Annotated in this window: 26 protein-coding genes; 6 read left to right on the top strand and 20 right to left on the bottom strand. The window is 40.8% G+C overall.

Going from position 1 to position 26,111, the window contains the following annotated elements; translation table 11 throughout:
- Positions 1–53: 53 nt before the first annotated feature.
- Positions 54–914, bottom strand: a complete 861-nt coding sequence (locus OC457_RS12565; RefSeq protein WP_080174979.1) for a LysM-like peptidoglycan-binding domain-containing protein — start codon at positions 912–914, stop codon at positions 54–56.
- 124 nt (positions 915–1,038) lie between these two features.
- On the opposite strand from OC457_RS12565, the gene OC457_RS12570 reads away from it, so the two are divergent.
- Both OC457_RS12570 and OC457_RS12575 read left to right on the top strand, forming a co-directional pair.
- Positions 1,039–1,659: an FKBP-type peptidyl-prolyl cis-trans isomerase gene (locus OC457_RS12570; protein WP_080174980.1), complete on the top strand. Its 621-nt coding sequence runs from the start codon at positions 1,039–1,041 to the stop codon at positions 1,657–1,659.
- A 177-nt stretch (positions 1,660–1,836) separates the two neighbouring features.
- On the top strand, positions 1,837–2,328 hold the full coding sequence (locus tag OC457_RS12575; protein ID WP_080174981.1) for a DUF2780 domain-containing protein: 492 nt from the start codon (positions 1,837–1,839) through the stop codon (positions 2,326–2,328).
- An 82-nt stretch (positions 2,329–2,410) separates the two neighbouring features.
- Here the strand turns inward: OC457_RS12575 and OC457_RS12580 are convergent, their stop codons facing one another.
- The 8 genes from OC457_RS12580 to OC457_RS12615 all read right to left on the bottom strand — a co-directional run bounded on the left by OC457_RS12580 (position 2,411) and on the right by OC457_RS12615 (position 10,994).
- Entirely contained in the window at positions 2,411–3,175 is a 765-nt protein-coding gene (locus OC457_RS12580) for a phosphoadenylyl-sulfate reductase (RefSeq protein ID WP_080174982.1), read from the bottom strand.
- Positions 3,168–4,859, bottom strand: coding sequence for an assimilatory sulfite reductase (NADPH) hemoprotein subunit (cysI, locus tag OC457_RS12585; RefSeq protein ID WP_080174983.1), 1,692 nt, complete (start codon positions 4,857–4,859; stop codon positions 3,168–3,170). Before cysI ends, OC457_RS12580 begins: the two co-directional genes overlap by 8 nt.
- The gene (locus OC457_RS12590) at positions 4,859–6,673 is read right to left on the bottom strand and encodes an assimilatory sulfite reductase (NADPH) flavoprotein subunit (RefSeq protein ID WP_080174984.1); all 1,815 of its coding nucleotides are present in this window, start codon (positions 6,671–6,673) and stop codon (positions 4,859–4,861) included. Before OC457_RS12590 ends, cysI begins: the two co-directional genes overlap by 1 nt.
- A 166-nt stretch (positions 6,674–6,839) precedes the next feature.
- Positions 6,840–7,070, bottom strand: coding sequence for a thymidylate kinase (locus OC457_RS12595; RefSeq protein WP_080174985.1), 231 nt, complete (start codon positions 7,068–7,070; stop codon positions 6,840–6,842).
- 154 nt (positions 7,071–7,224) lie between these two features.
- A complete protein-coding gene (locus OC457_RS12600; protein WP_080174986.1) occupies positions 7,225–7,851 on the bottom strand; it encodes a TIGR04219 family outer membrane beta-barrel protein in 627 nt (208 codons plus the stop codon).
- Positions 7,852–7,937: 86 nt separating this feature from the next.
- On the bottom strand, positions 7,938–8,180 hold the full coding sequence (gene pspG / locus OC457_RS12605; protein ID WP_080174987.1) for an envelope stress response protein PspG: 243 nt from the start codon (positions 8,178–8,180) through the stop codon (positions 7,938–7,940).
- Between the two features lie 232 nt (positions 8,181–8,412).
- Positions 8,413–9,393, bottom strand: a complete 981-nt coding sequence (dusA, locus tag OC457_RS12610) for a tRNA dihydrouridine(20/20a) synthase DusA (RefSeq protein WP_096777841.1) — start codon at positions 9,391–9,393, stop codon at positions 8,413–8,415.
- Between the two features lie 338 nt (positions 9,394–9,731).
- The gene (locus OC457_RS12615) at positions 9,732–10,994 is read right to left on the bottom strand and encodes a RidA family protein (protein ID WP_080174989.1); all 1,263 of its coding nucleotides are present in this window, start codon (positions 10,992–10,994) and stop codon (positions 9,732–9,734) included.
- Between the two features lie 816 nt (positions 10,995–11,810).
- On the opposite strand from OC457_RS12615, the gene zur reads away from it, so the two are divergent.
- Together zur and OC457_RS12625 are read left to right on the top strand one after the other, a co-directional pair.
- A complete protein-coding gene (gene zur, locus OC457_RS12620) occupies positions 11,811–12,263 on the top strand; it encodes a zinc uptake transcriptional repressor Zur (protein ID WP_080174990.1) in 453 nt (150 codons plus the stop codon).
- Between the two features lie 219 nt (positions 12,264–12,482).
- On the top strand, positions 12,483–12,689 hold the full coding sequence (locus OC457_RS12625; RefSeq protein ID WP_080158651.1) for a cold-shock protein: 207 nt from the start codon (positions 12,483–12,485) through the stop codon (positions 12,687–12,689).
- A 91-nt stretch (positions 12,690–12,780) separates the two neighbouring features.
- On the opposite strand, the gene pgi is transcribed toward OC457_RS12625, so the two are convergent.
- The 3 genes from pgi to OC457_RS12640 form a co-directional block, all read right to left on the bottom strand.
- Entirely contained in the window at positions 12,781–14,433 is a 1,653-nt protein-coding gene (gene pgi, locus OC457_RS12630; protein WP_080174991.1) for a glucose-6-phosphate isomerase, read from the bottom strand.
- Positions 14,434–14,816: 383 nt separating this feature from the next.
- Positions 14,817–15,896 (bottom strand): alanine racemase, encoded by a 1,080-nt coding sequence (gene alr / locus OC457_RS12635; protein ID WP_080174992.1) that lies wholly within the window; start codon positions 15,894–15,896, stop codon positions 14,817–14,819.
- Between the two features lie 25 nt (positions 15,897–15,921).
- Positions 15,922–17,319 (bottom strand): replicative DNA helicase, encoded by a 1,398-nt coding sequence (locus OC457_RS12640; protein WP_080174993.1) that lies wholly within the window; start codon positions 17,317–17,319, stop codon positions 15,922–15,924.
- A 231-nt stretch (positions 17,320–17,550) separates the two neighbouring features.
- Here OC457_RS12640 and OC457_RS12645 point away from each other — a divergent pair, with 231 nt between their 5' ends.
- Entirely contained in the window at positions 17,551–18,303 is a 753-nt protein-coding gene (locus tag OC457_RS12645; protein ID WP_080175052.1) for a DUF481 domain-containing protein, read from the top strand.
- Positions 18,304–18,377: 74 nt separating this feature from the next.
- Here OC457_RS12645 and rplI read toward each other — a convergent pair whose 3' ends face one another.
- The 7 genes from rplI to nsrR form a co-directional block, all read right to left on the bottom strand.
- Positions 18,378–18,830: a 50S ribosomal protein L9 gene (gene rplI / locus OC457_RS12650; protein ID WP_080174994.1), complete on the bottom strand. Its 453-nt coding sequence runs from the start codon at positions 18,828–18,830 to the stop codon at positions 18,378–18,380.
- A gap of 38 nt (positions 18,831–18,868) precedes the next feature.
- Positions 18,869–19,096, bottom strand: coding sequence for a 30S ribosomal protein S18 (gene rpsR, locus OC457_RS12655; protein WP_005421136.1), 228 nt, complete (start codon positions 19,094–19,096; stop codon positions 18,869–18,871).
- Positions 19,097–19,111: 15 nt separating this feature from the next.
- Entirely contained in the window at positions 19,112–19,414 is a 303-nt protein-coding gene (priB, locus tag OC457_RS12660; RefSeq protein WP_036788812.1) for a primosomal replication protein N, read from the bottom strand.
- Between the two features lie 9 nt (positions 19,415–19,423).
- On the bottom strand, positions 19,424–19,810 hold the full coding sequence (rpsF, locus tag OC457_RS12665; protein ID WP_045038396.1) for a 30S ribosomal protein S6: 387 nt from the start codon (positions 19,808–19,810) through the stop codon (positions 19,424–19,426).
- 309 nt (positions 19,811–20,119) lie between these two features.
- A complete protein-coding gene (gene rlmB, locus OC457_RS12670; RefSeq protein ID WP_080174995.1) occupies positions 20,120–20,854 on the bottom strand; it encodes a 23S rRNA (guanosine(2251)-2'-O)-methyltransferase RlmB in 735 nt (244 codons plus the stop codon).
- A gap of 3 nt (positions 20,855–20,857) precedes the next feature.
- Entirely contained in the window at positions 20,858–23,422 is a 2,565-nt protein-coding gene (gene rnr, locus OC457_RS12675) for a ribonuclease R (protein ID WP_080174996.1), read from the bottom strand.
- 134 nt (positions 23,423–23,556) lie between these two features.
- The gene (gene nsrR / locus OC457_RS12680; protein WP_080174997.1) at positions 23,557–23,991 is read right to left on the bottom strand and encodes a nitric oxide-sensing transcriptional repressor NsrR; all 435 of its coding nucleotides are present in this window, start codon (positions 23,989–23,991) and stop codon (positions 23,557–23,559) included.
- Positions 23,992–24,096: 105 nt separating this feature from the next.
- On the opposite strand from nsrR, the gene hmpA reads away from it, so the two are divergent.
- Positions 24,097–25,299, top strand: a complete 1,203-nt coding sequence (hmpA, locus tag OC457_RS12685; protein ID WP_080174998.1) for an NO-inducible flavohemoprotein — start codon at positions 24,097–24,099, stop codon at positions 25,297–25,299.
- Between the two features lie 91 nt (positions 25,300–25,390).
- On the opposite strand, the gene motX is transcribed toward hmpA, so the two are convergent.
- A complete protein-coding gene (motX, locus tag OC457_RS12690; protein ID WP_080174999.1) occupies positions 25,391–26,014 on the bottom strand; it encodes a flagellar protein MotX in 624 nt (207 codons plus the stop codon).
- Positions 26,015–26,111 lie beyond the last annotated feature (97 nt).

The raw sequence follows: 26,111 nt of genomic DNA on the forward strand, positions 1-26,111 counted from the left end.
GCCGCGAGTTTAGCACTGGCGGCTGGTTGCTTTAGGCGTCAAGAGCCGGTGTTTTATTGACGATAGAACCGACCACTAGCATTTCTTGCATACGAAACAGAAATACCATTGCCTTGAATTTGTAAGCCATCAATCTTACCTTGGCTATTTTGACGATAGCGTAATGTTTGTCCTGCTTGAATACGACTAATAGGTTTTCCCGCCCCTTCAATATTAACCATGGCATAAAGATCCCCTAGCGGTAATCCTTTATCACGAAAAATATTCGCTAACGTTTCACCTGCTGGCACTTTAGAGCTATACCACTGACCTGCAACACCTACTGATTGTTTAACTGCCACTGCTGCCGTTTGTGTTTGAGGCTTAGTTATTTGTGATACCACCACTGGCTTATGTGTTGTCGTATCAATAGTGTAGACTTTACCACCATTAATTGGATAAATTTTGGATGTCATTGGTTTACGCTCAGGAGCAGGACCACTATCTTCCATACCACCATCGGCTTTCATGCCGGTATCTTCTTTGATATCAGCACTATCTAATACCACATCAGTACGTTTAAGCGTATTTTGTTTACCATTTCCATCAGGGTTATTTTCTGCCTGAATATTCGGCCCAGAACTTACCTGACTCGCAACATCACTATTACCGAGATTTAATTCGATATCACGACGCATAGGTATACTTCCAGCACCGCCTTCTAGATCCTTCGCTGATGGCAAGATTAACGCACCAATAAAAACGGGTACGACAAAAAGTAATGCCCAACGATGAAATCTAGGGAAACGCTGCCATATCTGATATACGCCAGATATACGCTCACGACACTTTGCCTTTACCACGCTCATGTTTAATTTCACTGGCGGTTGGCGGTTACCGTTTCTTTTATTTGAACGACGATTTACCTTTCCCATATACAGCACTCCAAAGCTTCATATGTCACGCAATTAGCGAATATTGGTTACAAACATTTACCCGATAGGGGCTAAACTGTTATCCTGCCCACTTTAATTCATTCTACATTAAGAGATGACAATAATGTCTGACGTTAAACTAGATACAGTTGAGACTAAAGCAAGCTACGGTATTGGTCTACAAATGGGTCAACAACTAGCACAAAGCGGTCTTGAAGGCCTAAACGTAGCAGCAATTGCTCAAGGTATCGCAACTTCTCTAGCTGGTGAAATGCCAGAAATCGAAGTTGATGAAATCAACAATGCACTACGTGAACTTCACACAGCAGCAGACGCTGCACGTCAAGAGCAAGCTAAATTAGCAGCTGCTGATGGCGAAGCATTCCTAGCTGAAAATGCACAACGTGCAGAAGTTACAGTAACTGATTCTGGCCTTCAATACGAAGTTCTAGTTGAAGGTAACGGCGAAATCCCAACTTCTGACAAGCAAGTACGTGTGCACTACCACGGTATGCTAACAGATGGCACTGTTTTTGACAGCTCTGTATCTCGTGGTCAACCTGCAGAATTCCCTGTAACTGGCGTTATCGCTGGTTGGGTTGAAGCACTTCAAATGATGCCTGTAGGTTCTAAGTGGAAACTATCTATTCCACAAAACCTTGCTTACGGTGAGCGCGGCGCAGGTGCTGCAATTCCTCCGTATGCTGCACTAGTATTTGAAGTTGAGCTACTAGATATTCTTTAATATCGTAAGCTGAACATATAAATCAACGGCGCTTAAAGCGCCGTTTTTTTATACCTCTAGGTTATGCCAATAATAAAAAATCATTGCAACAAGACAAATCTTCACTAGGATTGACATACCCAAGTCAATTTCTGATTTAAAAGACTTCGGTATTAATCTTTACTAAGGAGTCTCCCAATGAAAAAACGTCGTATCCTAACGACTGTTGCAGCAGTTGCATTGCTATCATCAAGCACCATGAGTTACGCTTTTAGCCTGTCTGATATTTTCGGTGGCGAAAGTGCCGATCAAGTGGTTAGCCAAGTGGCCCAAAACCCACTAACAAAAACCCTTATTTCTGAACTCGGTGTTAAACCTGAACAAGCAGCCGGTGGTGCTGGCGCATTACTTGGAATGGCAGCAAGCCAACTTTCTGGTCCACAAGGTAGTGAACTTGCCAAATTAATCCCTGGTGCTGAAAAATTAACGGACTCATTACCAATGGGACTTGGTCAGCTACTTAGCAACCAAGCTAACATTGATAAAGTGTTCTCAGTTCTTGGTATGGATCCTGCGATGATCAATAAGTTTATTCCCGTCATTACCCAATTCTTAGGCCAACAAGGTGCAAGTAATGCACTTTTAGGCGCGTTAGATAAAGTATGGGCTCCTGCTACTGCAGCAAAATAATCTTATTCACTGTCTGAATAACCCACAAGGCAGCGTCGATACGCTGCCTTGTTTTTATTTATAAGCTCAATATAAAACAGAACTAAATACCTGAACCTTGTGATTCGGTGTCATTGTCTTCATGCAAACCACATTCGCGTTTCAAACCAAAAAAGCGCGTCTCTTGCTCTGTCATTCCCGGCTGCCATTTCACTGTGGTATGAATATCACCTACAGACAAATAATCATGCTGTTTTAACGGGTGGTAAGGCAACTGATGTTGCTGCAAGTAAGTGTCAATATCATCATTAGTCCAATCAATAACAGGTAAAAATTTAAAGCGACCATTTTGAATCGCCAATACTGGTAAAGTGGCTCGTGAATCGGCTTGCTCACGACGTAGTCCCGAAAACCACGTGCTCACATTAAGCTCATTTAATGCCCGTCGCATTGGCTCAACTTTATTTAACTGATTATATTGCTTAATACCCTCTACACCTTGCAACCACAACTGACCATAACGGGCTTCTTGCCATGCTGCGCTGTGTTGGGCTCGGTAAATATGTAGATTTAGATTCAACCGTTCAGTTAAGCTATCAATAAATTGATACGTTTCGGTAAATAAATATCCCGTATCAGTTAATATTACAGCAATATCAGGCTTTACTGTCGTAACTAAATGCAGCATTAGTGCTGATTGAATCCCAAAGCTAGATGCTAATGCAAACTCACCATCAAGATTATCAAGTGCCCACTGCACCCGCTGTTGAGCTGTCATATTTTCTAATGAGGCATTAATTTCAGCTAATTGAATAATCTGACTCACTTTTGGTAACTCAAGCAACTCAGCCAATTGAAATTTAAGCATAAAAATCCCTCATTGATATTTTTACTTCATCAATAATTCCAGCACGAATGGTGAAATCACCAAAGCCTTCATCCTGTTGACGCTCCGTTGCCCAACGTTCGACTAAACTATCCATTTCATCCATAATTTGAGCGACTGTTATATTTTCACGGTACATTTTCGGCACCCGTGTACCATTTCGATTACCACCTAAATGTAAGTTATAACGCCCAGGCGCTTTACCTACGAGGCCAATTTCAGCCAACATCGCGCGGCCACAACCGTTTGGACACCCCGTGACACGAAGAATGATATTTTCATCATTATCTAAGCCATGTTTTTCTAAAATAGCTTCAACATCAGTCACAAATTCAGGTAGAAAACGCTCTGCCTCTGCCATCGCTAATGGACAGGTTGGCAATGACACACACGCCATTGCATTTTTTCGCTGTTCACTAACACTATCATCCATCAAACCATGATCGCGTGCGATCTTCTCGATCCTGCCTTTCTCTTTTTCCAACACTCCGGCAACAATTACATTTTGGTTAGCTGTCATTCTAAAATCACCGCCATGCACCTTAGCTATTGCTGCCATACCTGTTTTAAGCGGTTTGTTAGGTGTATCTAATAAACGACCATTTTCAATAAACAATGCTAAATGATGCTTACCATCAATACCTTCTACCCAACCAATACGATCACCACGATCGGTAAATTCATACGGCCGACTGTGTTCAAATTTAATCCCTGCACGTTTTTCAACTTCCGCTTTAAATACATCACTGCCTACACGATCTAAGGTGTATTTAGTCTTGGCATTTTTACGGTTGGAGCGATTACCCCAATCACGTTGAGTAGTCACTACCGCTGCGGCAATATCTAATGTTTTCTCTAATGGAATAAAACCAAAATCATCTGCGCGACGAGGATAAGTTGAATGATCACCGTGAGTCATTGCCAGACCACCACCAACTAAGACATTAAAACCAACTAACTGACCGTTATCTGCAATCGCAATAAAGTTAAGATCATTAGCATGAACATCAACATCATTTTGCGGCGGAATAACCACTGTAGTTTTAAACTTACGCGGCAGGTAATTACTGCCTAAAATTGGCTCTTCATCGGTTGTCTCTAACTTTTCACCGTCGAGCCAAATTTCCGCATAAGCGCGAGTTTTTGGTAGCAAATGTTCACTGATTTTTTTTGCCCACTCATACGCTTGTTGATGTAATTCTGATTCAACAGGATTGGTGGTACACAGTACGTTACGGTTAACATCTCCGGCTGTTGCAATCGAATCAATGCCAATTTTATTTAGCGTTTGGTGCATCAGCTTAATATTAGGTTTTAGTACACCATGAAACTGAAACGTTTGACGAGTTGTTAAACGGATGCTGCCATAAGAGGTGTGCTCATCGGCAAACTTATCAATCGCAAGCCATTGCTTAGGAGTGATCACGCCTCCCGGCATACGCGCCCGTAACATCACATTTTGGAGTGGCTCTAATTTTTGCTTGGCGCGCTCAGCACGAATATCACGATCATCTTGCTGATACATGCCATGAAAGCGAATTAATTGAAAGTTATCAGCACTAAATCCGCCAGTAATACGATCATCAAGATCTTGCTCTATCGTGCCGCGAAGAAAATTGCTTTGACGTTTTAGACGCTCATTGTCTGATAGTTTTTGTTCTGTCATTAGTACACATCCCTTTGATAGCGTTTGTCTTTACGCAGCTCATTGAGATACTGCTCGGCTTGCTCGCGTGTTTGCTTTCCTTGTTGCTCAATAACGGTTAACAAGGCCTGATGAACATCTTTTGCCATGTGGGTTGCATCACCACACACGTAAATATGTGATCCCTCTTGTAACCATTGCCACACTTGTGGTGCTTGTTCTAAGATACGATGCTGAACGTAGACTTTCTCCGCTTGATCGCGGCTAAATGCGACATCTATTTGATCAACTACACCATTTTTTAAATATTTCTGCCACTCAACTTGGTACAGAAAATCTTCCGTAAAAGTTCGATCACCAAAAAATAACCAGTTTTTACCTTGTGCTTCACGGTTATCACGCTCTTGCACAAAAGCACGGAACGGTGCAATACCTGTTCCCGGACCAATCATAATCACAGGCGTATTATCATCAGCTGGTAACTTAAAGTTATTATTAGTTTCAACAAACACCTTTACAGCATCGCCTTCTTCTAAGCGTTGCGCTAAGAAACTTGATGCGCCACCTTGACGTTGCTCATCACCTTGAGAAAATTCAACCACACCAACGGTTAAATGTACCTCTTCACCTACTTCTTGTTGGCTAGAAGCAATCGAATATAAGCGAGGCGTTAAGCGACGCAATGAACTGATAAATTGTGTGGCGGTTAATAGCGCTTTCTTTGCCGCTAACACATCAATAATTTGGCTATTGGCCGCATACTCACGCAGTTTTTCACGATCAGCCACCAGCTTTTGTAACTTTTTACTGCTTGAAAGCTCTGCGTATTTAGTTACAAATTGTGGATTTGATGCAGTAATTTCATAATGGCTAATCAATGCATCACGAATAGATAAGTGACAACCATCAACCTCAACTACCGTTGCTGCATCTAAGTCCAGTTTCGCTAATATGGCATCAACTAATTGTGGATCATTTTCAAACCACACTCCCAGCGCATCACCTGCTTGATAGTTTAAGCCTGAACCTTCTAAATCAATTTCAATATGACGTACATCTTTATCTGAATTGCGACCGGTGATTTTCTGACTTACTAATAAGCTCGCTGTGTAAGGATTTTGCTTACTATAAGTCGCTACCGCAGTTGAATTTTGTCCCACAGGTAACTGAACAACTTCCGCTTCACCATTTGATAATGTTTGCTTGGTTTTAACTAATGCTTGTGTTCGCCATTCTGTGGCAACGGCTTCATAGTCAACATCACAATCAAGGCGCTCAAGCATCGGTTTGGCACCTAATTTTGCTAAGTAGCTATCAAAATCTTTAGCGGTTTGGCAGAAAAATTCATAACTTGAATCACCTAATCCAATCACAGCATAATGTAAGTCTGGTAATTTAGGGGCTTTCTTTGATTGTAAAAACTGATGCAACTCAATCGCATCATCAGGAGCCTCACCTTCTCCATGTGTTGAGGCAATAATAATGACATGGGTTTCTTTACTGAGATTTTTCCCCTTATAATCCCCCGCAGACACTAGATTCACCGCAATATCTTGCGCTTGAGCTTGCTGTTGTAACGCTTGGGCGACACCTTTCGCATTACCTGTTTGTGAAGCATATATAATGGTTAATTTACCGGCGGGTTTTGCAGCAGCCAGTATGTTTGATGCAGGAGCAGATGCCGTTGTTGATGATTGAGATTGGCTCAACCCCCAAAAATAGCCACTGATCCAAGCCAGTTGTTGTGGTGATGATTCTGCTGCGGCTAGCTTGAGCTGATCTATTTGTTGATCATTAAGTGGGCTAGCTAAAGCTGATAGTTGGTTGATTGACATAGCACGACGATCCCTATTCATTGCGTTATGTTAGAGTAGCTATTTAAACTAATAACAAGAAAGAATAGATAAGAATGTTTTATAACCATTTGTAAGGTTAATCGCACAAAAAAGCCAAATAGTGACAATACTACTTGGCTTTATAATCGAGTAATAACAGCAGGATTTAGTATTCGTCAGCAATTCTAACTTGTTGAAAACCAACTTCAAATGCTTGTTGGGTAGCACTATCAATATCACCGTAACATTGTTCACTACCACTAATATCAGTTAGAGGCACTAGACCACCGCGACGATGACGAAACTCAACGATATAGCCACTATTAATTGATGGTTCAACCAATGCTTCAACAAGATCTTGGTCAGCGTATAGGTGTTTCAATTCTGTTAATGTCATCACTTACTCCTCCCTAATACTGCCATTGTGCATTACACACATAATCAGTTTACTTACCTTTAAAAATGGTACATAAACCTGATTTTAGCCAATAAAAAAACCACGAAATAATCGTGGTTTTATAATTGGGTCACAAAATAAATGTCGACGTTAATTAAAAATCAACTTCTACACCAGCAAACCAACCATCTAGGTCAACATCACCCGTATTTGATTTTTTAAAGTCATAATCCATCATACGGTAACCCGCACGAAGATTAAGATCTGCAGCCACTAAACCTAATGTATATTTCACACCCGCTTGGCCATCAAACAAACTTGTACCATCGAATTTACCCGCATTAGCTTGAGCAAATACTGATAATGGTGTCGCAGGAATACCTAACTCAGCAGCAGCATAAACTGTTGGCTGCCAATCACTAAAGCTGTTCTGGTGCTGAATTTTCACACCAGCAAATTTAGTCATTGTTACACCTAAATCTAATGCAACTAAATCGTTATCAAGAATTTCATAATAAGCGGTGAAATCACTCTGCTCAAAATTCACATTCCCAGTATCAATATTGTTGTAACGTACCATTACGTTTGGCACTAACGGGATGAAGTGTTCAAAAGATGCATAGTAAGATGTTGATGTATCATCACTTTTTTGACCAGCTACTTTTGCGTTTGTAAACCATGCATCTGCACCTACTTTAACACCTAGTAAAGTATCTGCTTGTGCTGGAAGGGCTGCTGCTAGCGTCATTGCTGCTGCAAGTGAAAGCACCACTTTTTTCATGCCGAGTCTCCGCTCTTATCATTTTATGTAATTAATCGCATAAAATTATATCAGATGCGGTATTAAAACACTGCAATCAATCGCGGTTAATAACGACGATGACGAGACATACGTTCTTGGTGTTGTTTGTCGGCATTACGCTCACGGAAGAACCAAATACCCAATGCTATCAAGATGATCCACGGTAATAATTTAAATACCAGCCCTAGCATTCCGACAACAGCCATTACTGCAAAACCTGCCGCAACCGCAATTAATACACCAATTAAACTAACACCGGTAAATATCAGTACCAATGTGAAAGCAACTAAAAACAGGAACTCAAACATAGATTATCCTTTTTTATTACTGTGGTATCCAAATGAAACCACCGCCTTATACTTATTATTACTTACAATACTGCACAATTCACGCCAACTCTAAGCTAATTATTTTACTTTATTTTTCATGCAGATAGAAAAACGCCAACTCGATAATGAATTGGCGTTTACTATTTGTTAGTTAATTTCACCTACTACTAAGTGAAATCCACCACTTCAAGAATAATCATTAAAACTATTATTACACATCCAGCTCAGCGGGAATTTTAGCTAATGCTTGCTGCACAACCTCAATACCAGCCCCTGGTTTATGGGCATTTTCACTAATATGACGACGCCATTGACGTGCGCCAGGCATACTTTGGAATAAACCTAACATATGGCGTGTAATATGACCAAGATATGATCCATTTGCTAACTGACGTTCAATATAAGGATACATTGCCTCAACCACTTCACGACGTTTCATTACAGGACGCTCACTACCAAATAAACGCTGATCCACCTCAGCCATTAAATAAGGGCTTTGATAAGCTTCACGACCAACCATAACTCCATCCATATATTTAAGGTGCTGTTCCATTTCTTCAAAGGTTTTAATGCCGCCATTAATTGCCATTGTTAACTGTGGAAAGTCTTGCTTTAATTGGTAAACACGTGGGTAATCCAGTTCAGGAATTTCACGGTTTTCTTTTGGACTTAACCCTTTAAGCCAAGCTTTACGAGCGTGAATAGTAAAGTTATCACAACCGCCTTTTTCTGATACGGTTTGAATAAAATGGGTTAAAAACTCATATGAATCTTGATCATCAATACCAATACGTGTTTTAACTGTCACGGGAATATCAGCCACTTCACGCATTGCAGCAACACATTGTGCTACTAGCTCAGCTTCACCCATTAAACAAGCACCAAACATACCATTTTGAACACGATCAGACGGACAACCAACATTTAAGTTGATCTCATCATAACCACGATCAGCCGCTAATTTCGCACAACGCGCAAGATCAACCGAATTTGAACCACCAAGTTGTAATGCTAATGGATGCTCCTCTTCGTTATACGCAAGAAAATCACCTTTACCGTGAATAATTGCGCCTGTTGTTACCATTTCGGTATACAGCAATGCTTCTTTGCTCATTAGACGATGAAAATAACGGCAATGACGATCAGTCCAATCCAGCATAGGTGCGACAGAGAAACGAGCAGATGGGTACATTTTACAATATTCCTTACATATTAAGTGGCTATGGCAAATACCACTCATGGGTATTGCAATATACTTCATCCGATGTCGACGTTTATTAGCGATAAAGGACGAATGAGGGACAGTTTAGGAGGCATAAACGGTCCCTAAAATATCTTTTGAGGCGCGGATTCTACCCTAAAATGGCTATTGTCACCATGGTTAGACTTGGCTCCCCCTCAAGCCATGACGGGTTTAACAATACTTTAAAACACATAATTCAACATCAAGTAAGGTATATAAACAAAAAAGCCATATTCAAATAAATATGGCTTTTTATCATCAAAATATCATTTGTATCGACGCTTTTATTACACTTCAGGTGGAGTACCTTCGCCGTTAGATACAATCGCATCCATTTGCACTAAAGCACCCATCGCTATGGCTGCAACACCAATCGTTGTTCTCGCAGGAAGGTTATCATTAAAAAATGTTGTATAAACATCATTAATGGCATCAAGGTCAGCTATATTTTTTAATTGAATATTGACCTTAACAATATCATCCATAACATGATTAACGCTTTCAACTATCGCTTTGATATTAGTTAAGCATTGTCTTGCTTGTTCATTCACACCACCGTCAACAAGATCACCAGTCATCGTATTTAATGGTAACTGTGCAGAAATATTATTGTAATGCGAAAACGCAACGGTTTGAGTTGATAACGACGTTTGAGGTGCATTATGGGTATTGTTTGCTTTTATGACCAAACCATGACGATCTTCAACCGCTTGTGGTGGTGTTCCATCGCCATGAGAAACAGTTGCATCTATCTGTACTAATGCGCCCATTGGTAATCCTTCAACTGCAATCACTGATCGAGCTGGCATATAGCCACATGTTCGTGCAATTCCCGCATCAGGGAAGTAACAACGATAGACTTCATTAACAACATCAATATCGGCCAAATTTTTAAGATGAATATTAATTTTCACGATATCATCAGCAGGAACATCAATCGCTTCGAGAATATTCTTTATATTTTTTAAACATTGCCCTGTTTGCTCTTTTATACCACCAGCAATCATATTCCCAGTTTTAGGATCAAGCGGTAATTGAGCTGAAATATGGTTGTAATGCGAGAACGCAACGGTTTGAGTCGATATAGCACAATTTGGGGCATTGGCAGTATTTCGAGCAATTTTGACAAGATCACAAGGTGCTTGTGTTCCAGATCCTTCACCATTTGAAATCACTGCATCCATTTGAATTAATGCATCAAACATGGGTAATGCTGCCACACTCATAACAGTACGAGTCGGTAAATAACGAGGAAAAAACGTCGCATAAACATCATCAACATACTCAAGATCAGTAATGTTTTTCAGATACACGTTGATTTTGATAACATCATGCATTGAGTGGTCAATACTTTCGACAATAGCCTTAATATTATTTAGGCATTGTGTCGCCTGTTCAGTGATCCCACCCTCAACAATTTTTCCACTTTTAACATCAATCGGTAATTGGGCTGAAATATTATTGTAATGCGAGAACGCAACAGTTTGAGTAGCCGTTAAATCGTAAGGTGCTGTTGCTGTATTGCGTGATAATTTAATAATACCGCTCATCTTATCTCTCTTTATATATTAAATAAGGACGAGATAATATTGCAGATCATTAGCAAGTAAAAAACCGCCACCATCACAACTTATTAAATCTTCTAAATAATTACATTTTATAAAAATAATCTAAATCTTTAATTCGTAGACTACCGAAATAAAATTTATATTTATTTACTGATTCAAGATATTACATCGTGTCGTGACAAAACAGATCAATATCCAACACTTAAGATATAAAACCTCTTTTTAATAACAAAAAAGGCCTTGAAGAGTATTCAAGGCCTTTCTCTAAATTCTTTTCGCTGTCGGTCTGTGATAGACCTTACCGCAAAATGTTACTTAGTCATATTACCGCTTTTGTACATTGTAGAGAATACTGGCGTGTAAAGAGCAACAATTTTAGTAATGATAACAGACATTTTTTTTACCTTAAAGATTAAGCATTTTATGTATAACCATTGCCTAATCACGAATATTTAAGGCGTCGGTCACGTTTCGTTGGGCGTCATTATAGGTATTTTACACCTCTTGAAAAATGAAAAAAAATACCACCTTGGCATTAGTTTTTGTAATGATTAAAATACGTCATTTATACCCTGTTATTATCAGTGGTTCTCATCCATTTTTATAACTATCTTATTAAAATAAAATGAATATCAATAGATGATGCCTCTATTTTGCGACATCTTTTTTTTTCTATCACACCATAACGTGATCATTTACACGGAATCTTTTTCCTTATGGTCGTTCATTGCTAAGTGTGAGTATGTTTTTAGACAGCTGTGATAAAATAAAATCTTAATGACGTTTTTTTGAGGTTCTATGACGGTTCAAACTCAACTGCTAGCAAAAGCACAACAGCTCTGTGAGCAACGAGGGGTTAGAATGACTCCGCAGCGATTAAAAGTACTGGCACTGATCATTAATCATCATAGTTCTATTAGTGCTTATGAGTTACTTGATTTACTCAAAGCATCAGAACCCCAAGCAAAACCACCAACGGTTTATCGCGCCTTAGATTTTCTGTTAGCACAAGGATTTGTTCATAAAGTTGAATCAACCAACAGCTATATTGCATGTTGTGTGCTTGGCCATGCAGATCATTGTTCACAACTATTAATTTGTGATAAGTGTGGGTTTGTTGAAGAAATTCATGATGATGAACTCGCTAAGCTTTTACGCCAAAAATCAGAACAGTATGGGTTTATGATCAAGCACCACGTTGTTGAAAGCCATGGAATTTGTCATAAATGCCAACAAGCTAAAAACGATTAAGGCACCATTGTGCTGTCACAATTTGTGATAGCACCTTCTGATCTTTCTCTTCTCCTTTCTCTTCTTTTATCTTCAAAGTGAATTAACGTTAGCTAAGACAGAAAAGCACAATAAAACACTACTCATTGTCATAAATTCGATCTAGACTAAACTTCGCATAAGCACCTAGTTACCTATTAATGGTAATTACTACAATTAGTCTATAAGGGAAAGACGTACATGAGTAAACTGACTGGAACCGTAAAGTGGTTCAACGATGATAAGGGCTTTGGTTTTATTTCTGCTGCCGATGGTAAAGATGTGTTTGTACACTTCAGTGCTATTCAAGCACAAGGACGTAAAACATTACGTGAAGGTCAAAGTGTTGAGTTTATCGTCACTGATGGTCAGAAAGGCCCACAAGCTAGCGACGTGATCACGCTATAATTGAGCTAACGTCAAAAATAAAAAAACGCCGCAATCATGATGATTGCGGCGTTTTATTTTATCGGTCAATCACATTAACCGATAATAAATATTATGCGCGCCATTGTTTGAACGCGTTAATCAAACCATTAGTTGAGCTATCGTGACTTACAACACCTTCGTTGCTATTTAGCTCTGGTAAAATTTGGTTAGCCAGTTGCTTACCAAGTTCTACACCCCACTGGTCAAAACTGAAGATGTTCCAAATAACGCCTTGAGTAAAGATTTTATGCTCATACAATGCAATTAATGCACCTAATGTGTATGGCGTAATTTCTTTAAGCAGAATCGAGTTAGTTGGGCGATTACCTTCAAACACTTTAAATTCAGCTAGCTCATCGATTTCTGCTTGTGACTTACCTGCAGCAACAAACTCAGCTTCTACTGTCTCGCGGCTCTTACCAAATGCTAATGCTTCAGTTTGGGCAAAGAAGTTAGCCATTAGCTTAGGATGGTGATCACCTAATGGATTGTGGCTAATAGCAGGTGCAATAAAGTCACATGGAATTAACTTAGTACCTTGGTGAATAAGCTGATAGAACGCGTGTTGACCATTTGTTCCTGGCTCACCCCAAATGATAGGACCTGTTTGGTAATCAACTGGCTTACCGCCGCGATCAACATACTTACCATTAGATTCCATGTTACCTTGCTGGAAGTAAGCAGGGAAACGGTGCATATATTGATCATAAGGTAGAATCGCTTCAGTTTCCGCGCCATGGAAATTGTTATACCAAATACCAATTAACGCTAGAATTACAGGTAATTTTTGCTCTAGTGGTGCAGTTGCAAAATGGTTATCCATTGCATGACCACCTTCCAATAACTTAACAAAGTTATCAAAGCCTACTGCCAAACAAATAGAAAGACCAATCGCAGACCATAATGAATAACGACCACCAACCCAATCCCAGAACTCAAACATGTTATCAGTATCGATACCAAATTCAGCCACAGATTCTGCATTAGTAGAAAGCGCAGCAAAGTGCTTAGCCACGTGTGCTTTATCTTCAGCCATAGCTAAGAACCAATCACGCGCAGACAGTGCGTTAGTCATAGTTTCTTGCGTCGTAAAGGTTTTAGATGCAATTAAGAATAACGTTGTTTCAGGATTAAGATCTTTTAGCGTTTCAACAATATGCGTTGCATCAACATTAGAAACAAAGTGCATGTTTAGGCGAGTTTTGTACGCCGCCAATGCTTCTGACACCATGTAAGGGCCAAGGTCTGAACCACCAATACCGATATTTACCACATCCGTGATTTCTTTACCGGTATAACCTTTCCACTCACCACTAACAATACGGTTAGTGAAGCTTTCCATCTTCGCTAATACTGCATTCACTGCTGGCATAACATCTTCGCCATCAACAATGATTGGTGTATTGCTACGGTTACGTAACGCAACATGTAGTACAGCACGATCTTCAGTACGGTTGATTTTCACACCGTTAAACATATCCGAAATAGCAGCATCAAGCTCAGTTTCCTTTGCTAATGCAAACAATTTAGTCAAAGTTTCTTCTGTGATTAGGTTCTTAGAGTAATCTAATAAAATATCAGAACCAAACTGAGCAGAAAATTTGGCAAAACGCTCGCTATCATTGGCAAATAAATCACTTAATTCAAAATCTTGAGCTTGTTCAAAATGCGCAGTCAGTGCTTGCCACGCTTTAGTTTGCGTTGGATTGATGTTCTTTAACATAATAATGTTCCTGATTTTGTTATGTTCATCCCTCGACGCATACCGCCATCGAAAGATCCTCGATCTATGCTATATAACCTATGTGTGTTGGATATCTAATAATAAGGCTATCTGTTACCAGCAATTATGACGCTAACAGCGTATTATCGTCATTGCGTCAGGTCACGAAAGTATGATGCATCATACCTATATTTATAAACAAGATAATAATGGTAATCACTAATTAAACGAAAAGGTTTTACCAATAACTACATCGCGACGGAATAGCAAAAACTTCATTGAAGATGAGATAATATATAGATAACGAATCATTATTACTATTCAAAATAAATAGTGAATTTTAATCAAAAAAAAGCCGCAGGTTAAACCCACGGCCAATCTTTTTATGAATAGGTCATCGCAACCCGAGGAGTCAACTTAGTCATTAATTCATAAGCGATCACTCCGGTATATTGTGCCACCACTTCAGCGGGTAAACCTTTCCCCCACAAAATAGCTTCATCACCGACTTTATCTGTCGCATTCGGTCCTAAATCGACCGTTAGCATATCCATCGAAACTCGACCAGCAGTGGGTACAATACGACCATTTACCATCACTGGTGTACCGTTTGGTGCACAACGTGGATAACCATCACCATAGCCAATAGCGATAACACCGACTTTAGTGTCACGCTCACAAGTCCAAATGCCACCATAACCAACTTGCTCGCCTTTTTTGACATCACGAACCGCAATTAAGCTTGAGGTTAATGTCATAACGGGCAGTAGGTTATAGTTTGATGCCATGCGCTCTAATTCATTAAATGGCGACACACCATACATAATAATACCAGGGCGGATCCATTCAAAATGGCTATCTGGCCACGCTAGAACACCAGCAGATGCCGCAAGTGAGCGCTCACCTTGATAAGGCTTAGTTAATGCAGAAAAACACTCAATTTGCTTAACGGTAATATCACTGCCTAAGTCATCAGCATTACCAAAATGACTAATAAAGCGTAGAGGCTTAGCAACATTCTCGCAATCATGTAACCGTTGCATAAATTCAGGTACTTGCTCTGGACGTAATCCAAGACGATGCATACCCGTATCTATTTTTACCCATACTCTTACTTGCGCATCTAACACCGCTTGTTCAAGTGCTTCAAGTTGCTCAATTGAATGCACAACAGTATGAATATTATTAGTCACTAATACTGGCAGATCTGTTGGCGCATAAAACCCTTCTAATAATAAGATTGGTTTTACCACGCCACCAGCGCGTAACATTAAGGCTTCTTCTATTCGTGCTACGCCATAAGCATCGACATCGGTGAGGCTTTTCGCCACATCTAACAACCCGTGTCCGTATGCATTGGCTTTAACAACCGCCAGAATTTTACTGTTTGGTGCCTGCAGGCGGATTTGGCCTAGATTATGCGCCAAAGCTTGGGTATCAATATGTGCAGTTGCAGCTTTCATCCAATATCCTAAATAATTTTAAGGCTTACTCTTCATCAAAGGCAGGGCCTGCATAGTTATCAAAGCGAGAGAACTGGCCTTGGAACGTTAAACGTACAGTACCAATTGGACCATTACGCTGTTTACCTAAGATGATTTCAGCGATCCCTTTAAGGGCACTGTCTTCGTGATAAACTTCATCACGGTATATAAACATGATTAAGTCAGCATCCTGCTCGATGGCGCCAGATTCACGCAGATCCGAGTTAACAGGACGTTTATCAGCACGTTGTTCCAGTGAGCGGTTAAGCTGAGAAAGGGCAACAACGGGCACATTTAATTCTTTCGCTAATGCTTTCAGCGAGCGTGAGATTTCAGCAATCTCTAAAGTACGATTTTCTTGTAGTCCCGGCACTCGCATCAACTGAAGGTAGTCAATCATGATCATACTAAGACCACCGTGATCACGTGCAATACGACGCGCCCGTGAACGCACCTCTGTTGGTGTTAAGCCTGAACTATCATCAATGAACATATTCTTCTTTTGCATCAGAATACCCATTGTTGATGATATTCGCGCCCAATCTTCATCATCCAATTGTCCGGTACGAATTTTGGTTTGATCTACACGTGATAATGATGCCAGCATACGCATCATGATCTGTTCAGCAGGCATCTCTAACGAGAAGATTAGCACCGGCTTTTCTTGATCCATGGCGGCGTTTTCACATAAGTTCATCGCAAAGGTAGTTTTACCCATCGATGGACGCGCAGCAACAATAATTAAATCAGACCCCTGCAAACCCGCTGTCTTTTTATTTAAATCAGTAAAGCCTGTTGAGACACCGGTTACACCGTCTTGGGGTGATTGATAAAGCAACTCGATACGTTCAAGCGTGCGCTCTAAAATAGTATCGACGTTTTGCGGGCCTTCTTTATCATTAGTGCGCTGTTCGGCAATTGCAAAAACTTTACTTTCTGCCATATCCAGCAAATCTTCACTGGTGCGCCCTTGAGGATCGTAACCTGCGTCAGCAATTTCATTCGCCACCCCAATCATGTCACGAATCAAAGCTCGCTCACGGACAATATCAGCATACGCTAAAATATTCGCTGCCGACGGAGTGTTTTTCGCTAATTCGGCAAGGTAAGCAAAACCACCTACACCATCAAGTTTATCAGACCGCTCAAGATGCTCAGACAGCGTGATCAAATCAAGTGGCTGTCCACCTTCTAATAAGGCTGCGGTTGCCTCAAAAATAATCCGATGAGGACGGCTGTAAAAGTCTTTTGCGACCACTTTCTCAGCAACAGTATCCCAACGCTCATTATCCAACATTAAACCGCCAAGTACTGATTGCTCAGCCTCAAGCGAATGCGGTGGCATCTTAATGGCGTCCATTTGATTATCTTTTAATTGTTTCGATTTACGATTATCTGTCATAGCAATTGTGCATTTACCAAAACCAAGAACGAAGCTCGACAGTATAACCTATCCCCTGTCTCTGAGTAGCTATAAACCATGATGATTGCTCACTTGTATCCATAACAATTATCCTCCTTTTTAGTTTTACGAAAAGTATGCTGACAATTCCTAACCAAAAGCTGACAAATTTACGCTAGAATGCGGCGATCAATGTTTCGACCGTTACCTTACCCTGCCAGCGGAGGTCTTTTGGCAAGATATATACTCACATTACTTTTACTTGCCACTACCGCAGCTAATGCTAGTGAAGAAACAACGACATCAAATGAGCCATCGCCACTAACAAGTACCATTGGCTTAGGCTATCAGTCGCTATCGGGTAACTCTGATTCCCAAACCTTAAATGGTAATGTTGCACTCACCTATACCAAAGGCCGTTATCAAACCAACGGTGATGCCAAGTTTATTATGGCAAAGAAAAATGGTGAAGAAGACAAACGTAAAATGTCGATGAGCTTAAAAGCAAAGCGAATGATTCGAGATGGTTATTATTTTTATGGTAATGGCAGTTATATTGATGACCGCTATGGGCCTTATTATGCAGATTCAATCGTTTCAACAGGTATCGGTTACCGTTTATTTAGTTATGAAACTTTTCAAACATTGGTCGATATCGGTCCGGGCTTTCGTCATCAAGACCCTAATCTTGATGAAATAAAAGATGACAGTATTGTTAAACAAGAAGTTGTCAATGAAATGGTATTGCAAAGTACCGTTGATATAAAATGGAAGCCATTAAAGACCCTAACACTTAGTGCTAAGTTTAATATTATATCAGGGCAAAGCAACACGACCTTAGAAACGACCTTAAATGCCACCAACGCCATTACGGATAATATTGCTTTAAACTTAGGCTACACTCAAACGGCTTATTCTTGGGTGCCAGAAGGTATGCAGAATTCAGATACTACTACCACAATCTCACTTATTTATACGTTATAAATTATGATTGTCTAAATTACAGATATAAAAAAACCAGCCCGAAGGCTGGTTTTTTCTATTAAAGCTAAAAGCGATTACTCTGCAGCAACAACGTTTAGTTTAACAGTTGCGAATACGTCTGAGCTTAGCTGAACGCTAACTTCAAATTCGCCAGTAGTACGTAGTGCGCCTTCAGGTAGACGTACTTCACTCTTAACAAGTGCAACGCCTGCAGCAGAAACTGCTTCAGCGATGTCACGAGTACCGATTGAGCCGAATAGTTTACCTTCGTCACCAGCTTTAGATGCAATAACTACACCTTCAAGTACGTTTAGTGCTTCAGCACGTGCTACAGCAGCAGCATGTTGCTCAGCAACTTTAGCTTCTAGCTCTGCACGACGTGCGTCGAACATTTCAACGTTCGCTTTAGTCGCCATAACTGCCTTAGCTTGTGGGATAAGGAAGTTACGAGCATAGCCCGCTTTAACGTTAACTTGGTCGCCAAGGCCACCTAGGTTAGCGATTTTATCAAGTAGAATAACTTGCATTATCTTGTCCTCTATAAAGTTCTAAAAACGACTGCCGCTTACAGATGCTTATCTGTGTACGGTAGAAGTGCTAGGTAACGAGAACGCTTGATAGCGCGAGCTAGCTGACGCTGGTATTTAGCGCGAGTACCAGTGATACGGCTAGGTACAATCTTACCAGCTTCAGTGATGTAGTTTTTTAGAGTTGCTACGTCTTTGTAGTCAATCTCTTGTACGCCTTCTGCTGTAAAACGGCAGAATTTACGACGACGGAAGAAACGAGCCATGGGCTATCTCCTGATCTAAATTAAGTCAATGTGATCGGCATGCAAAACTAATTTCCCGATACCATTACGGCCGGTTTGGTAAGAGATAAATCCCTCCACCTTAATATTGCTTCCGACAACTAAATCTTGAGTGAGTACTTGTTGACCTTTACCACTGATTACCACGTTAATATAACAATATATTTGGCGTGGTAAATCAGCTTCCCGCTGCACAGATCGATGCTCAAGCACAAAGTGACAATGAGGTATGCCTGCCGGGGATTGGCTTCGTTTGGGATGCTTGGCAATAGTGCCAGTCAACACCAGACGATTAGTCATTTAAACAAATTACTCAGCAGCTGCTTCGCCTTCAGATTGTGCTTCAGCACGATCTTCACGCTTAGTAAAACGCTCTTCTTTAGCCTTCATCATAGGAGATGGCTCAGTAACAGCGTGTTTAGTACGCATGATCATGTTACGGATCACTGCATCGTTGAAGCGGAAGTTTGACTCAAGCTCGTCAACAACATCTTGCTTAGCTTCTACGTTCATAAGAACGTAATGTGCTTTGTGCAATTTGTTAATTGGGTAAGCCATTTGACGGCGGCCCCAATCTTCTAGACGGTGAATTTGACCACCAGAATCTTTGATAGCAGCAGTGTAACGCTCGATCATGCCAGCAACTTGCTCGCTTTGATCAGGGTGCACCATGAATACGATTTCGTAATGACGCATAGGTTGCTCCTTACGGATTATTCAGCTTCCCTTGTCGGCTCGGTTATCCTGGGGAAGCAAGGAACTAAAAAAAAGAACCGAGAATTTGGATGACGGATAGTACAGAGAATGATCAATCTAGGCAAGCTTATTTTATCACCACTCGCCGTTTTTCAATAAAATGAACCCTAACCTCAGCAGATCGTATCTACTGCTTAGTAACAGTCCCACTCAATGCGCATTTTTCATACCGTCACATAATAAAAAACCCACCCAGTAATCACTGAGTGGGTTTAAATAATTATGCAGTTTTTAGCACGTAATCACGCATTATCCGCGTTGACGTACCGCTTCAAACAAACAAATACCCGTCGCAACAGATACGTTTAAACTTGAAACTGAACCTGCCATTGGAATTTTAATCAAATCATCACAGGTTTCACGCGTTAAACGACGCATACCTTCACCTTCAGCACCCATCACAATCGCCAATGGCCCTGTCAGTTTACTGTGGTAGATATCATGGGTCGCTTCACCTGCCGTACCCACAATCCATACGCCTTTATCTTGAAGCGCACGCATAGTACGAGCAAGGTTAGTAACACGAACTAACGGCATAATTTCAGCCGCACCACAAGCCACTTTACTTGCAGTTGCATTTAACTGCGCTGAGCGATCTTTTGGCACAATCACTGCGACAGCGCCAGCAGCATCTGCGTTACGCAAACACGCACCAAGATTATGAGGATCTGTCACGCCATCTAAAATCAGCAATAACGGATTTTCTTTGGTGGCTAATAAATCTTCAAGGTTGTTTTCGTTATATTGCTTACCTGGACGTACACGCGCAATAATACCTTGATGAGAAGCACCATCTACTTTGTCGTCTAATGCTTTACGGCCTGCTTCTTGAATCGTGATGCCTAATTCTTGTAACTCAGTAATTAGCGGCAGTAAACGATCATCTTCACGTCCTTTAAGTACGAAGACTTCAATAAAACGTACCGGATCAGATGCAAGCACGGCTTTAACGGCATGGATGCCAAAAATCATATCATTACTCATCAATTAACTCTTCTTTGCTGCACGTTCAGATTTACCCGCACGTTGCTTTTTCTTCTTGCGAACTTTGGGTTTCTTTTTAGGATCAGTTAGCGGTTTTTCATCCGATAACTTGCGTGGTTTTTTATTTCTTGGCTTTTTCTTTTTAGCATCAGCTGCTGGAATCGCGCCTTCTTTTAACTTTTTACGTACCGAAGAGCGCTCACGTTTATTTTTAGCACGTGATTCATCGACTACCGCTTCGCCATTTTCAACTTTAAACGCAGGCATTCCCTGACGTTTAAGACCGTCAGCTTTGCGCATCCGTTGCTTTTTCTCACGCCCTTTAGCAGTTTTACCCGCACCACGTTGCTTGCGCTCGGCGCCAACGATATCAAAATCTAATTGACGGTCATTTAGGTTAATCGCAGCCACTTTAACGTACACGGTATCACCTAAACGATAAATCACACCGGAACTCTCACCCACCAAACGTTGACCCACAGGATCAAACTGGTAGTAATCGTTAGCAAGGTTTGAAATATGCACTAAACCATCAATGTTTAATTCATTAAGGCGAACAAAGAAACCAAAACCGGTAACGTTAGCAATCACACCTTCAAACTCATCGCCAAGGTGATCTTGCATGTACTCACACTTGAGCCAATCAGATACATCACGAGTAGCATCATCGGCACGACGCTCTGTGGTTGAACACTGCTCGCCAATGGCATCTATTTCATCAAATGAATAATGATGACCCCCCGTTGGCGTATCGTTCTTAGTATTGCCAGCTTGCTTAGCAATTAAGAATTTGATCGCACGGTGCAAGGTTAAATCAGGGTAACGACGAATTGGCGACGTAAAGTGCGCATATTGGCTGAGGGCTAAACCAAAGTGACCAATATTATCCGCTTGATAGATCGCTTGTTTCATTGAGCGCAATAGCATGGTTTGAATTAATTCACGATCATTACGCTCTTGAATTAAATTCGCTAATGCAGCGTAATCTTTCGGACTTGGCTCTAAACCACCACCAAGCTCTAAACTTAGCTCGCCCAAGAAATCACGGAAACCTTGTAGACGCTCTTCACCTGGAGTGTCGTGAACACGGTATAACGCTGGCTCTTTAGCACTTTCAACAAATTGTGCTGAAGCGATATTGGCTAAAATCATACATTCTTCGATGATTTTATGTGCTTCATTACGCACTAGCGGTACGATGTTCTCGATTTTACGATCTGCATTGAAGACAAACTTGGTTTCAACCGTTTCAAATTCAATCGCACCACGTGCTTCACGCGCCACTTTCAGCGCTTTAAACATGCTGTAAAGTTCTTCAAGATGCGGCACTAATGGCGCGTAACGTTGACGTAACTCGTCATCACCTTCAAGCATGTTACTTACTTTGGTGTAAGTTAAGCGCGCATGTGAATTCATCACTGCTTCGTAATGCTTGTAGCCTGTTAGCTTACCGCCTTCAGAGACTGTCATCTCACACACCATACACAAGCGATCTACTTGTGGATTGAGTGAACAGAGACCATTTGACAGAACTTCTGGCAACATTGGAATCACTTGAGCTGGGAAGTAAACAGAGTTACCTCGCTTTAGTGCTTCATTATCTAATGCTGATTTTGGACGTACATAGTAACTTACGTCAGCAATTGCGACCCATAAACGCCAGCCACCATCAGGATTACGCTGACAGTGCACCGCATCATCAAAGTCACGTGCATCTTCACCATCGATAGTCACCAAGGGTAATTGACGTAAATCGACACGTCCCAATTTAGCTTCTTCTGGCACTTCTTCGGTCAGATGCTTAATTTGATTATCAACTTCAGATGGCCACACATGGGGAATATCATGAGTGCGGAGGGCGATTTCAATTTCCATACCCGGTGCCATATTCTCACCCAGTACTTCAACGACACGGCCAACGGCATTATGTTGACGTGTTGCGCGTTGATTGATCTCAACCACAACCACGTTACCCATACGAGCACCTTGGCGAACGTCTGTTGGAATAATGATATCTTGCGCAATACGAGAATCATCGGGCACGACGTAACCCATGCCGTCTTCAAGGAAGAAACGGCCAACAATTTGGTTCGGTGATTCTGTTAAGACGCGCACAACTCGACCTTCACGACGGCCACGTTTATCTTCGCCTTCAGCTTGCGCTAAAATATAATCGCCATGGATCACACTGCGCATTTGATGGGCAGGTAATAATAAATCAGTCTCTTTACTGTAAGTCCCTTCTGGGCGTAAAAAACCGAAACCATCACGGTGGCCGATAACGTACCCTTTAATTAAATCCAAACGCTCAGGCAATGCATAGCATTGACGACGTGTGAAAATTAATTGTCCGTCACGTTCCATCGCGCGTAAGCGACGACGTAGGCCTTCATATTGATCATCACCTTTAAGCTTTAACACAGTAAATAACTGGTCACGGCTAACGGGTGTACTAAAACCACGAATTACTTCAAGTAGTAATTCACGGCTTGGAATGGGATTTTCGTAATTAGATGCTTCGCGTTCGCGAAAAGGATCAACCGGTAAATCGGTAGTACCTTTAGACATAAACAGTTCCTGTTAGCTAGCCATACATTAAGTATACTCAGCTCTTAGGTGAACAGATGGGAACAGGCAATAAATACCTATTCCACTAAATAATAGGGAGTAATATGATGCTAGACCATTATCTTTAAATGGCCTTAGTGTTCTGCAGGCAACCCTAATAAGACACGCAATGGTGGATTATTATCAATCAAAGTCAATAATGTGTACTTATCTAGCTCATTTAAAAAAGCATTACGCGCATCAGTAAGGATCCCCTTTAACTGACATACAGGAGTAATATTACAAAAATCAGGTGCACAATTGACGATTTGTAACGGTTCAATCGCCCTTACTACGTGCCCTAATACAATACTTCCTGCAGGCATTCCTAAACGAATACCACCATTTTTTCCTCGTACGGTTTCTACATAACCTAATTGGCCCAATTTATTAATAATTTTGACCATGTGGTTACGCGACACACCATAAGTGTCGGTTACTTTTGTGATACTTGTTAACTCACCCTCAGGCAAGCTGGCAAGGTATATCAAGGCTCGTAGGCCATAATCGGTAAAGCTGGTTAACTGCACATTCACTCCTCCTGTTACTATTTTAATCTTGTTCTTGACTAAAAGATACAGATCAGATACAACTTATAACATATATTATAAATACAACTTACAAAAGAGAAAGTCATGCTCACTCAAAAAACCATTGATATCGTAAAATCGACGGCACCGATTATCGCAGCTGCTGGTCCAGCCGTTACTCAACATTTTTATCAGCGTATGTTTGATCACAATCCAGAGCTTAAAGATATTTTTAATATGAGCCATCAACAAGGCTCAGATAAAAACACGCCATCAAGCCAACAACAAGCATTATTTAACGCTGTCTGTGCTTACGCTAATAATATTGATAATTTAGCGGTACTACTACCTGCTGTAGAAAAAATAGCACAAAAACATACCAGCTTTTTAATTACTGCCGATCAATACCAGATCGTAGGTCATCATCTATTAGCGACTATTGATGAATTATTATCTCCAGGCCAAGAGGTATTAGACGCATGGGAAGAAGCATACGGCGTGTTGGCTAATATATTCATTAACCGTGAAGAAGAGATCTATCAAGAAAGTGATAATAAAGTAGGTGGGTGGCGTGGTACACGTGAATTTGTTGTAACCAGTAAACACCCTGACAGTGAATTGATCACCAGTTTTACTTTTGCACCAACAGATGGCGGTCAAGTTGCAACTTACAAACCAGGACAATATCTTGGTATTTATATCAATGCACAAGAATTAGCGAACCAAGAAATTCGTCAATACAGCTTATCATCAGCACCTAATAACGATCATTACCGTATTTCAGTAAAACGAGAAGCACAAGGAACAGTCTCCAACTACCTTCATGATAAAATTCATGTCGGTGATAACGTTAAACTGGTCGCTCCCGCTGGTGATTTTTTCTTGAGTGTTGACCCTCAAACACCAGTAACATTAATTTCAGCCGGTGTTGGCTTAACACCTATGTTAGCCATGCTTGAAACGCTAACTCAACATCAAGCGGCAGTGAATTGGTTACATGCAACAGAAAATAGTCAGCAACATGCTTATAAAGATCACGTTAAAAGATTAGCAAGCCAACATCAGCATATTACTGCATTAACATGGTATAACGCTCCCGCAGTAACGGATCGCCAAGCAGAAAACTATGACTACCAAGGCTTAATCGAACTCAATAAAATTACCGCTCAAATTTCAGATCCTGAAATGCATTTTTATTGTTGTGGTCCTGTTGGCTTTATGCAATTTATCGCCAAGCAATTAATTGAATTGGGTATCACCAGTGATCGTATTCATTATGAATGTTTTGGCCCGCATAACATACTGTAATATTTAAAATTACGACTCACACCATCAAATCCTACCCAACCAATAACAGCATCTGATTAGATGCTGTTTTTATTGCAATTTATCATCACGACTACCAAAACGACGAACGTCGCTTAGCACGAGCAATAATATTGGCAGGCATCTTTTGCTCTAGCTGCTGGCGTAATCGCCGTAATTGTTGATGTTGTCGCTTATTGGTGGTCACTGTCTGATACAACCAGCGATACGCGTCTTCAAAATCTAATGGACTACCATTATCAGCAATGAGTAATTGAGCTAACTCAATCCGTGCACGAACATTACCTAAAGCGGCGGCTTCACGTAAGTAAGGGATCGCACGCTCTTTATCTTGCTGCAAAATAATGCCATGAGCGTAATAACGTCCTAATTGTTCTAATGCAACAGGTACACCTTGCTGAGCAGCTGCACGCATGTAATACATACCTTGATCAATATCTTTAGAGACACATACACCCCATGCAAGCATATCCCCATAAAGAAATTGATAAGTGGGTGATTCTATTTTTTCTGCGCGCGCTTGAATATCTTGTACTAACTGACAATCATCTGCTTTCACTTGGCGTAAATGCTGGTTAGTTGTAAACCATGCGCTAAGTTGATCTTCGGTGTAAATTGGTACCGCTTCTCCCACAACAGCAAGGGCATAAGCGGGTGTTGCTAACCCAAGAACAATCGTCATCAGTAAGCATTTCATTTACATTCCTCACATCTCGAATAGTTATCTATCGGCAATGTAAAATAAAACTTTAATCATGACAGATGGCAACCTAACACCAAATTTGAGTTATAAA

This window comes from Photobacterium toruni (assembly GCF_024529955.1).
Taxonomy (GTDB): domain Bacteria; phylum Pseudomonadota; class Gammaproteobacteria; order Enterobacterales; family Vibrionaceae; genus Photobacterium; species Photobacterium toruni.

Bases quoted from the DNA above. Each gene is read 5' to 3' on its own strand.
- OC457_RS12565 (WP_080174979.1), bottom strand. From the start codon at position 914: ATGGGAAAGGTAAATCGTCGTTCAAATAAAAGAAACGGTAACCGCCAA.
- OC457_RS12570 (WP_080174980.1), top strand. From the start codon at position 1,039: ATGTCTGACGTTAAACTAGATACAGTTGAGACTAAAGCAAGCTACGGT.
- OC457_RS12575 (WP_080174981.1), top strand. From the start codon at position 1,837: ATGAAAAAACGTCGTATCCTAACGACTGTTGCAGCAGTTGCATTGCTA.
- OC457_RS12580 (WP_080174982.1), bottom strand. From the start codon at position 3,175: ATGCTTAAATTTCAATTGGCTGAGTTGCTTGAGTTACCAAAAGTGAGT.
- cysI (WP_080174983.1), bottom strand. From the start codon at position 4,859: ATGACAGAACAAAAACTATCAGACAATGAGCGTCTAAAACGTCAAAGC.
- OC457_RS12590 (WP_080174984.1), bottom strand. From the start codon at position 6,673: ATGTCAATCAACCAACTATCAGCTTTAGCTAGCCCACTTAATGATCAA.
- OC457_RS12595 (WP_080174985.1), bottom strand. From the start codon at position 7,070: ATGACATTAACAGAATTGAAACACCTATACGCTGACCAAGATCTTGTT.
- OC457_RS12600 (WP_080174986.1), bottom strand. From the start codon at position 7,851: ATGAAAAAAGTGGTGCTTTCACTTGCAGCAGCAATGACGCTAGCAGCA.
- pspG (WP_080174987.1), bottom strand. From the start codon at position 8,180: ATGTTTGAGTTCCTGTTTTTAGTTGCTTTCACATTGGTACTGATATTT.
- dusA (WP_096777841.1), bottom strand. From the start codon at position 9,393: ATGTACCCATCTGCTCGTTTCTCTGTCGCACCTATGCTGGATTGGACT.
- OC457_RS12615 (WP_080174989.1), bottom strand. From the start codon at position 10,994: ATGAGCGGTATTATTAAATTATCACGCAATACAGCAACAGCACCTTAC.
- zur (WP_080174990.1), top strand. From the start codon at position 11,811: ATGACGGTTCAAACTCAACTGCTAGCAAAAGCACAACAGCTCTGTGAG.
- OC457_RS12625 (WP_080158651.1), top strand. From the start codon at position 12,483: ATGAGTAAACTGACTGGAACCGTAAAGTGGTTCAACGATGATAAGGGC.
- pgi (WP_080174991.1), bottom strand. From the start codon at position 14,433: ATGTTAAAGAACATCAATCCAACGCAAACTAAAGCGTGGCAAGCACTG.
- alr (WP_080174992.1), bottom strand. From the start codon at position 15,896: ATGAAAGCTGCAACTGCACATATTGATACCCAAGCTTTGGCGCATAAT.
- OC457_RS12640 (WP_080174993.1), bottom strand. From the start codon at position 17,319: ATGACAGATAATCGTAAATCGAAACAATTAAAAGATAATCAAATGGAC.
- rplI (WP_080174994.1), bottom strand. From the start codon at position 18,830: ATGCAAGTTATTCTACTTGATAAAATCGCTAACCTAGGTGGCCTTGGC.
- rpsR (WP_005421136.1), bottom strand. From the start codon at position 19,096: ATGGCTCGTTTCTTCCGTCGTCGTAAATTCTGCCGTTTTACAGCAGAA.
- priB (WP_036788812.1), bottom strand. From the start codon at position 19,414: ATGACTAATCGTCTGGTGTTGACTGGCACTATTGCCAAGCATCCCAAA.
- rpsF (WP_045038396.1), bottom strand. From the start codon at position 19,810: ATGCGTCATTACGAAATCGTATTCATGGTGCACCCTGATCAAAGCGAG.
- rlmB (WP_080174995.1), bottom strand. From the start codon at position 20,854: ATGAGTAATGATATGATTTTTGGCATCCATGCCGTTAAAGCCGTGCTT.
- rnr (WP_080174996.1), bottom strand. From the start codon at position 23,422: ATGTCTAAAGGTACTACCGATTTACCGGTTGATCCTTTTCGCGAACGC.
- hmpA (WP_080174998.1), top strand. From the start codon at position 24,097: ATGCTCACTCAAAAAACCATTGATATCGTAAAATCGACGGCACCGATT.
- motX (WP_080174999.1), bottom strand. From the start codon at position 26,014: ATGAAATGCTTACTGATGACGATTGTTCTTGGGTTAGCAACACCCGCT.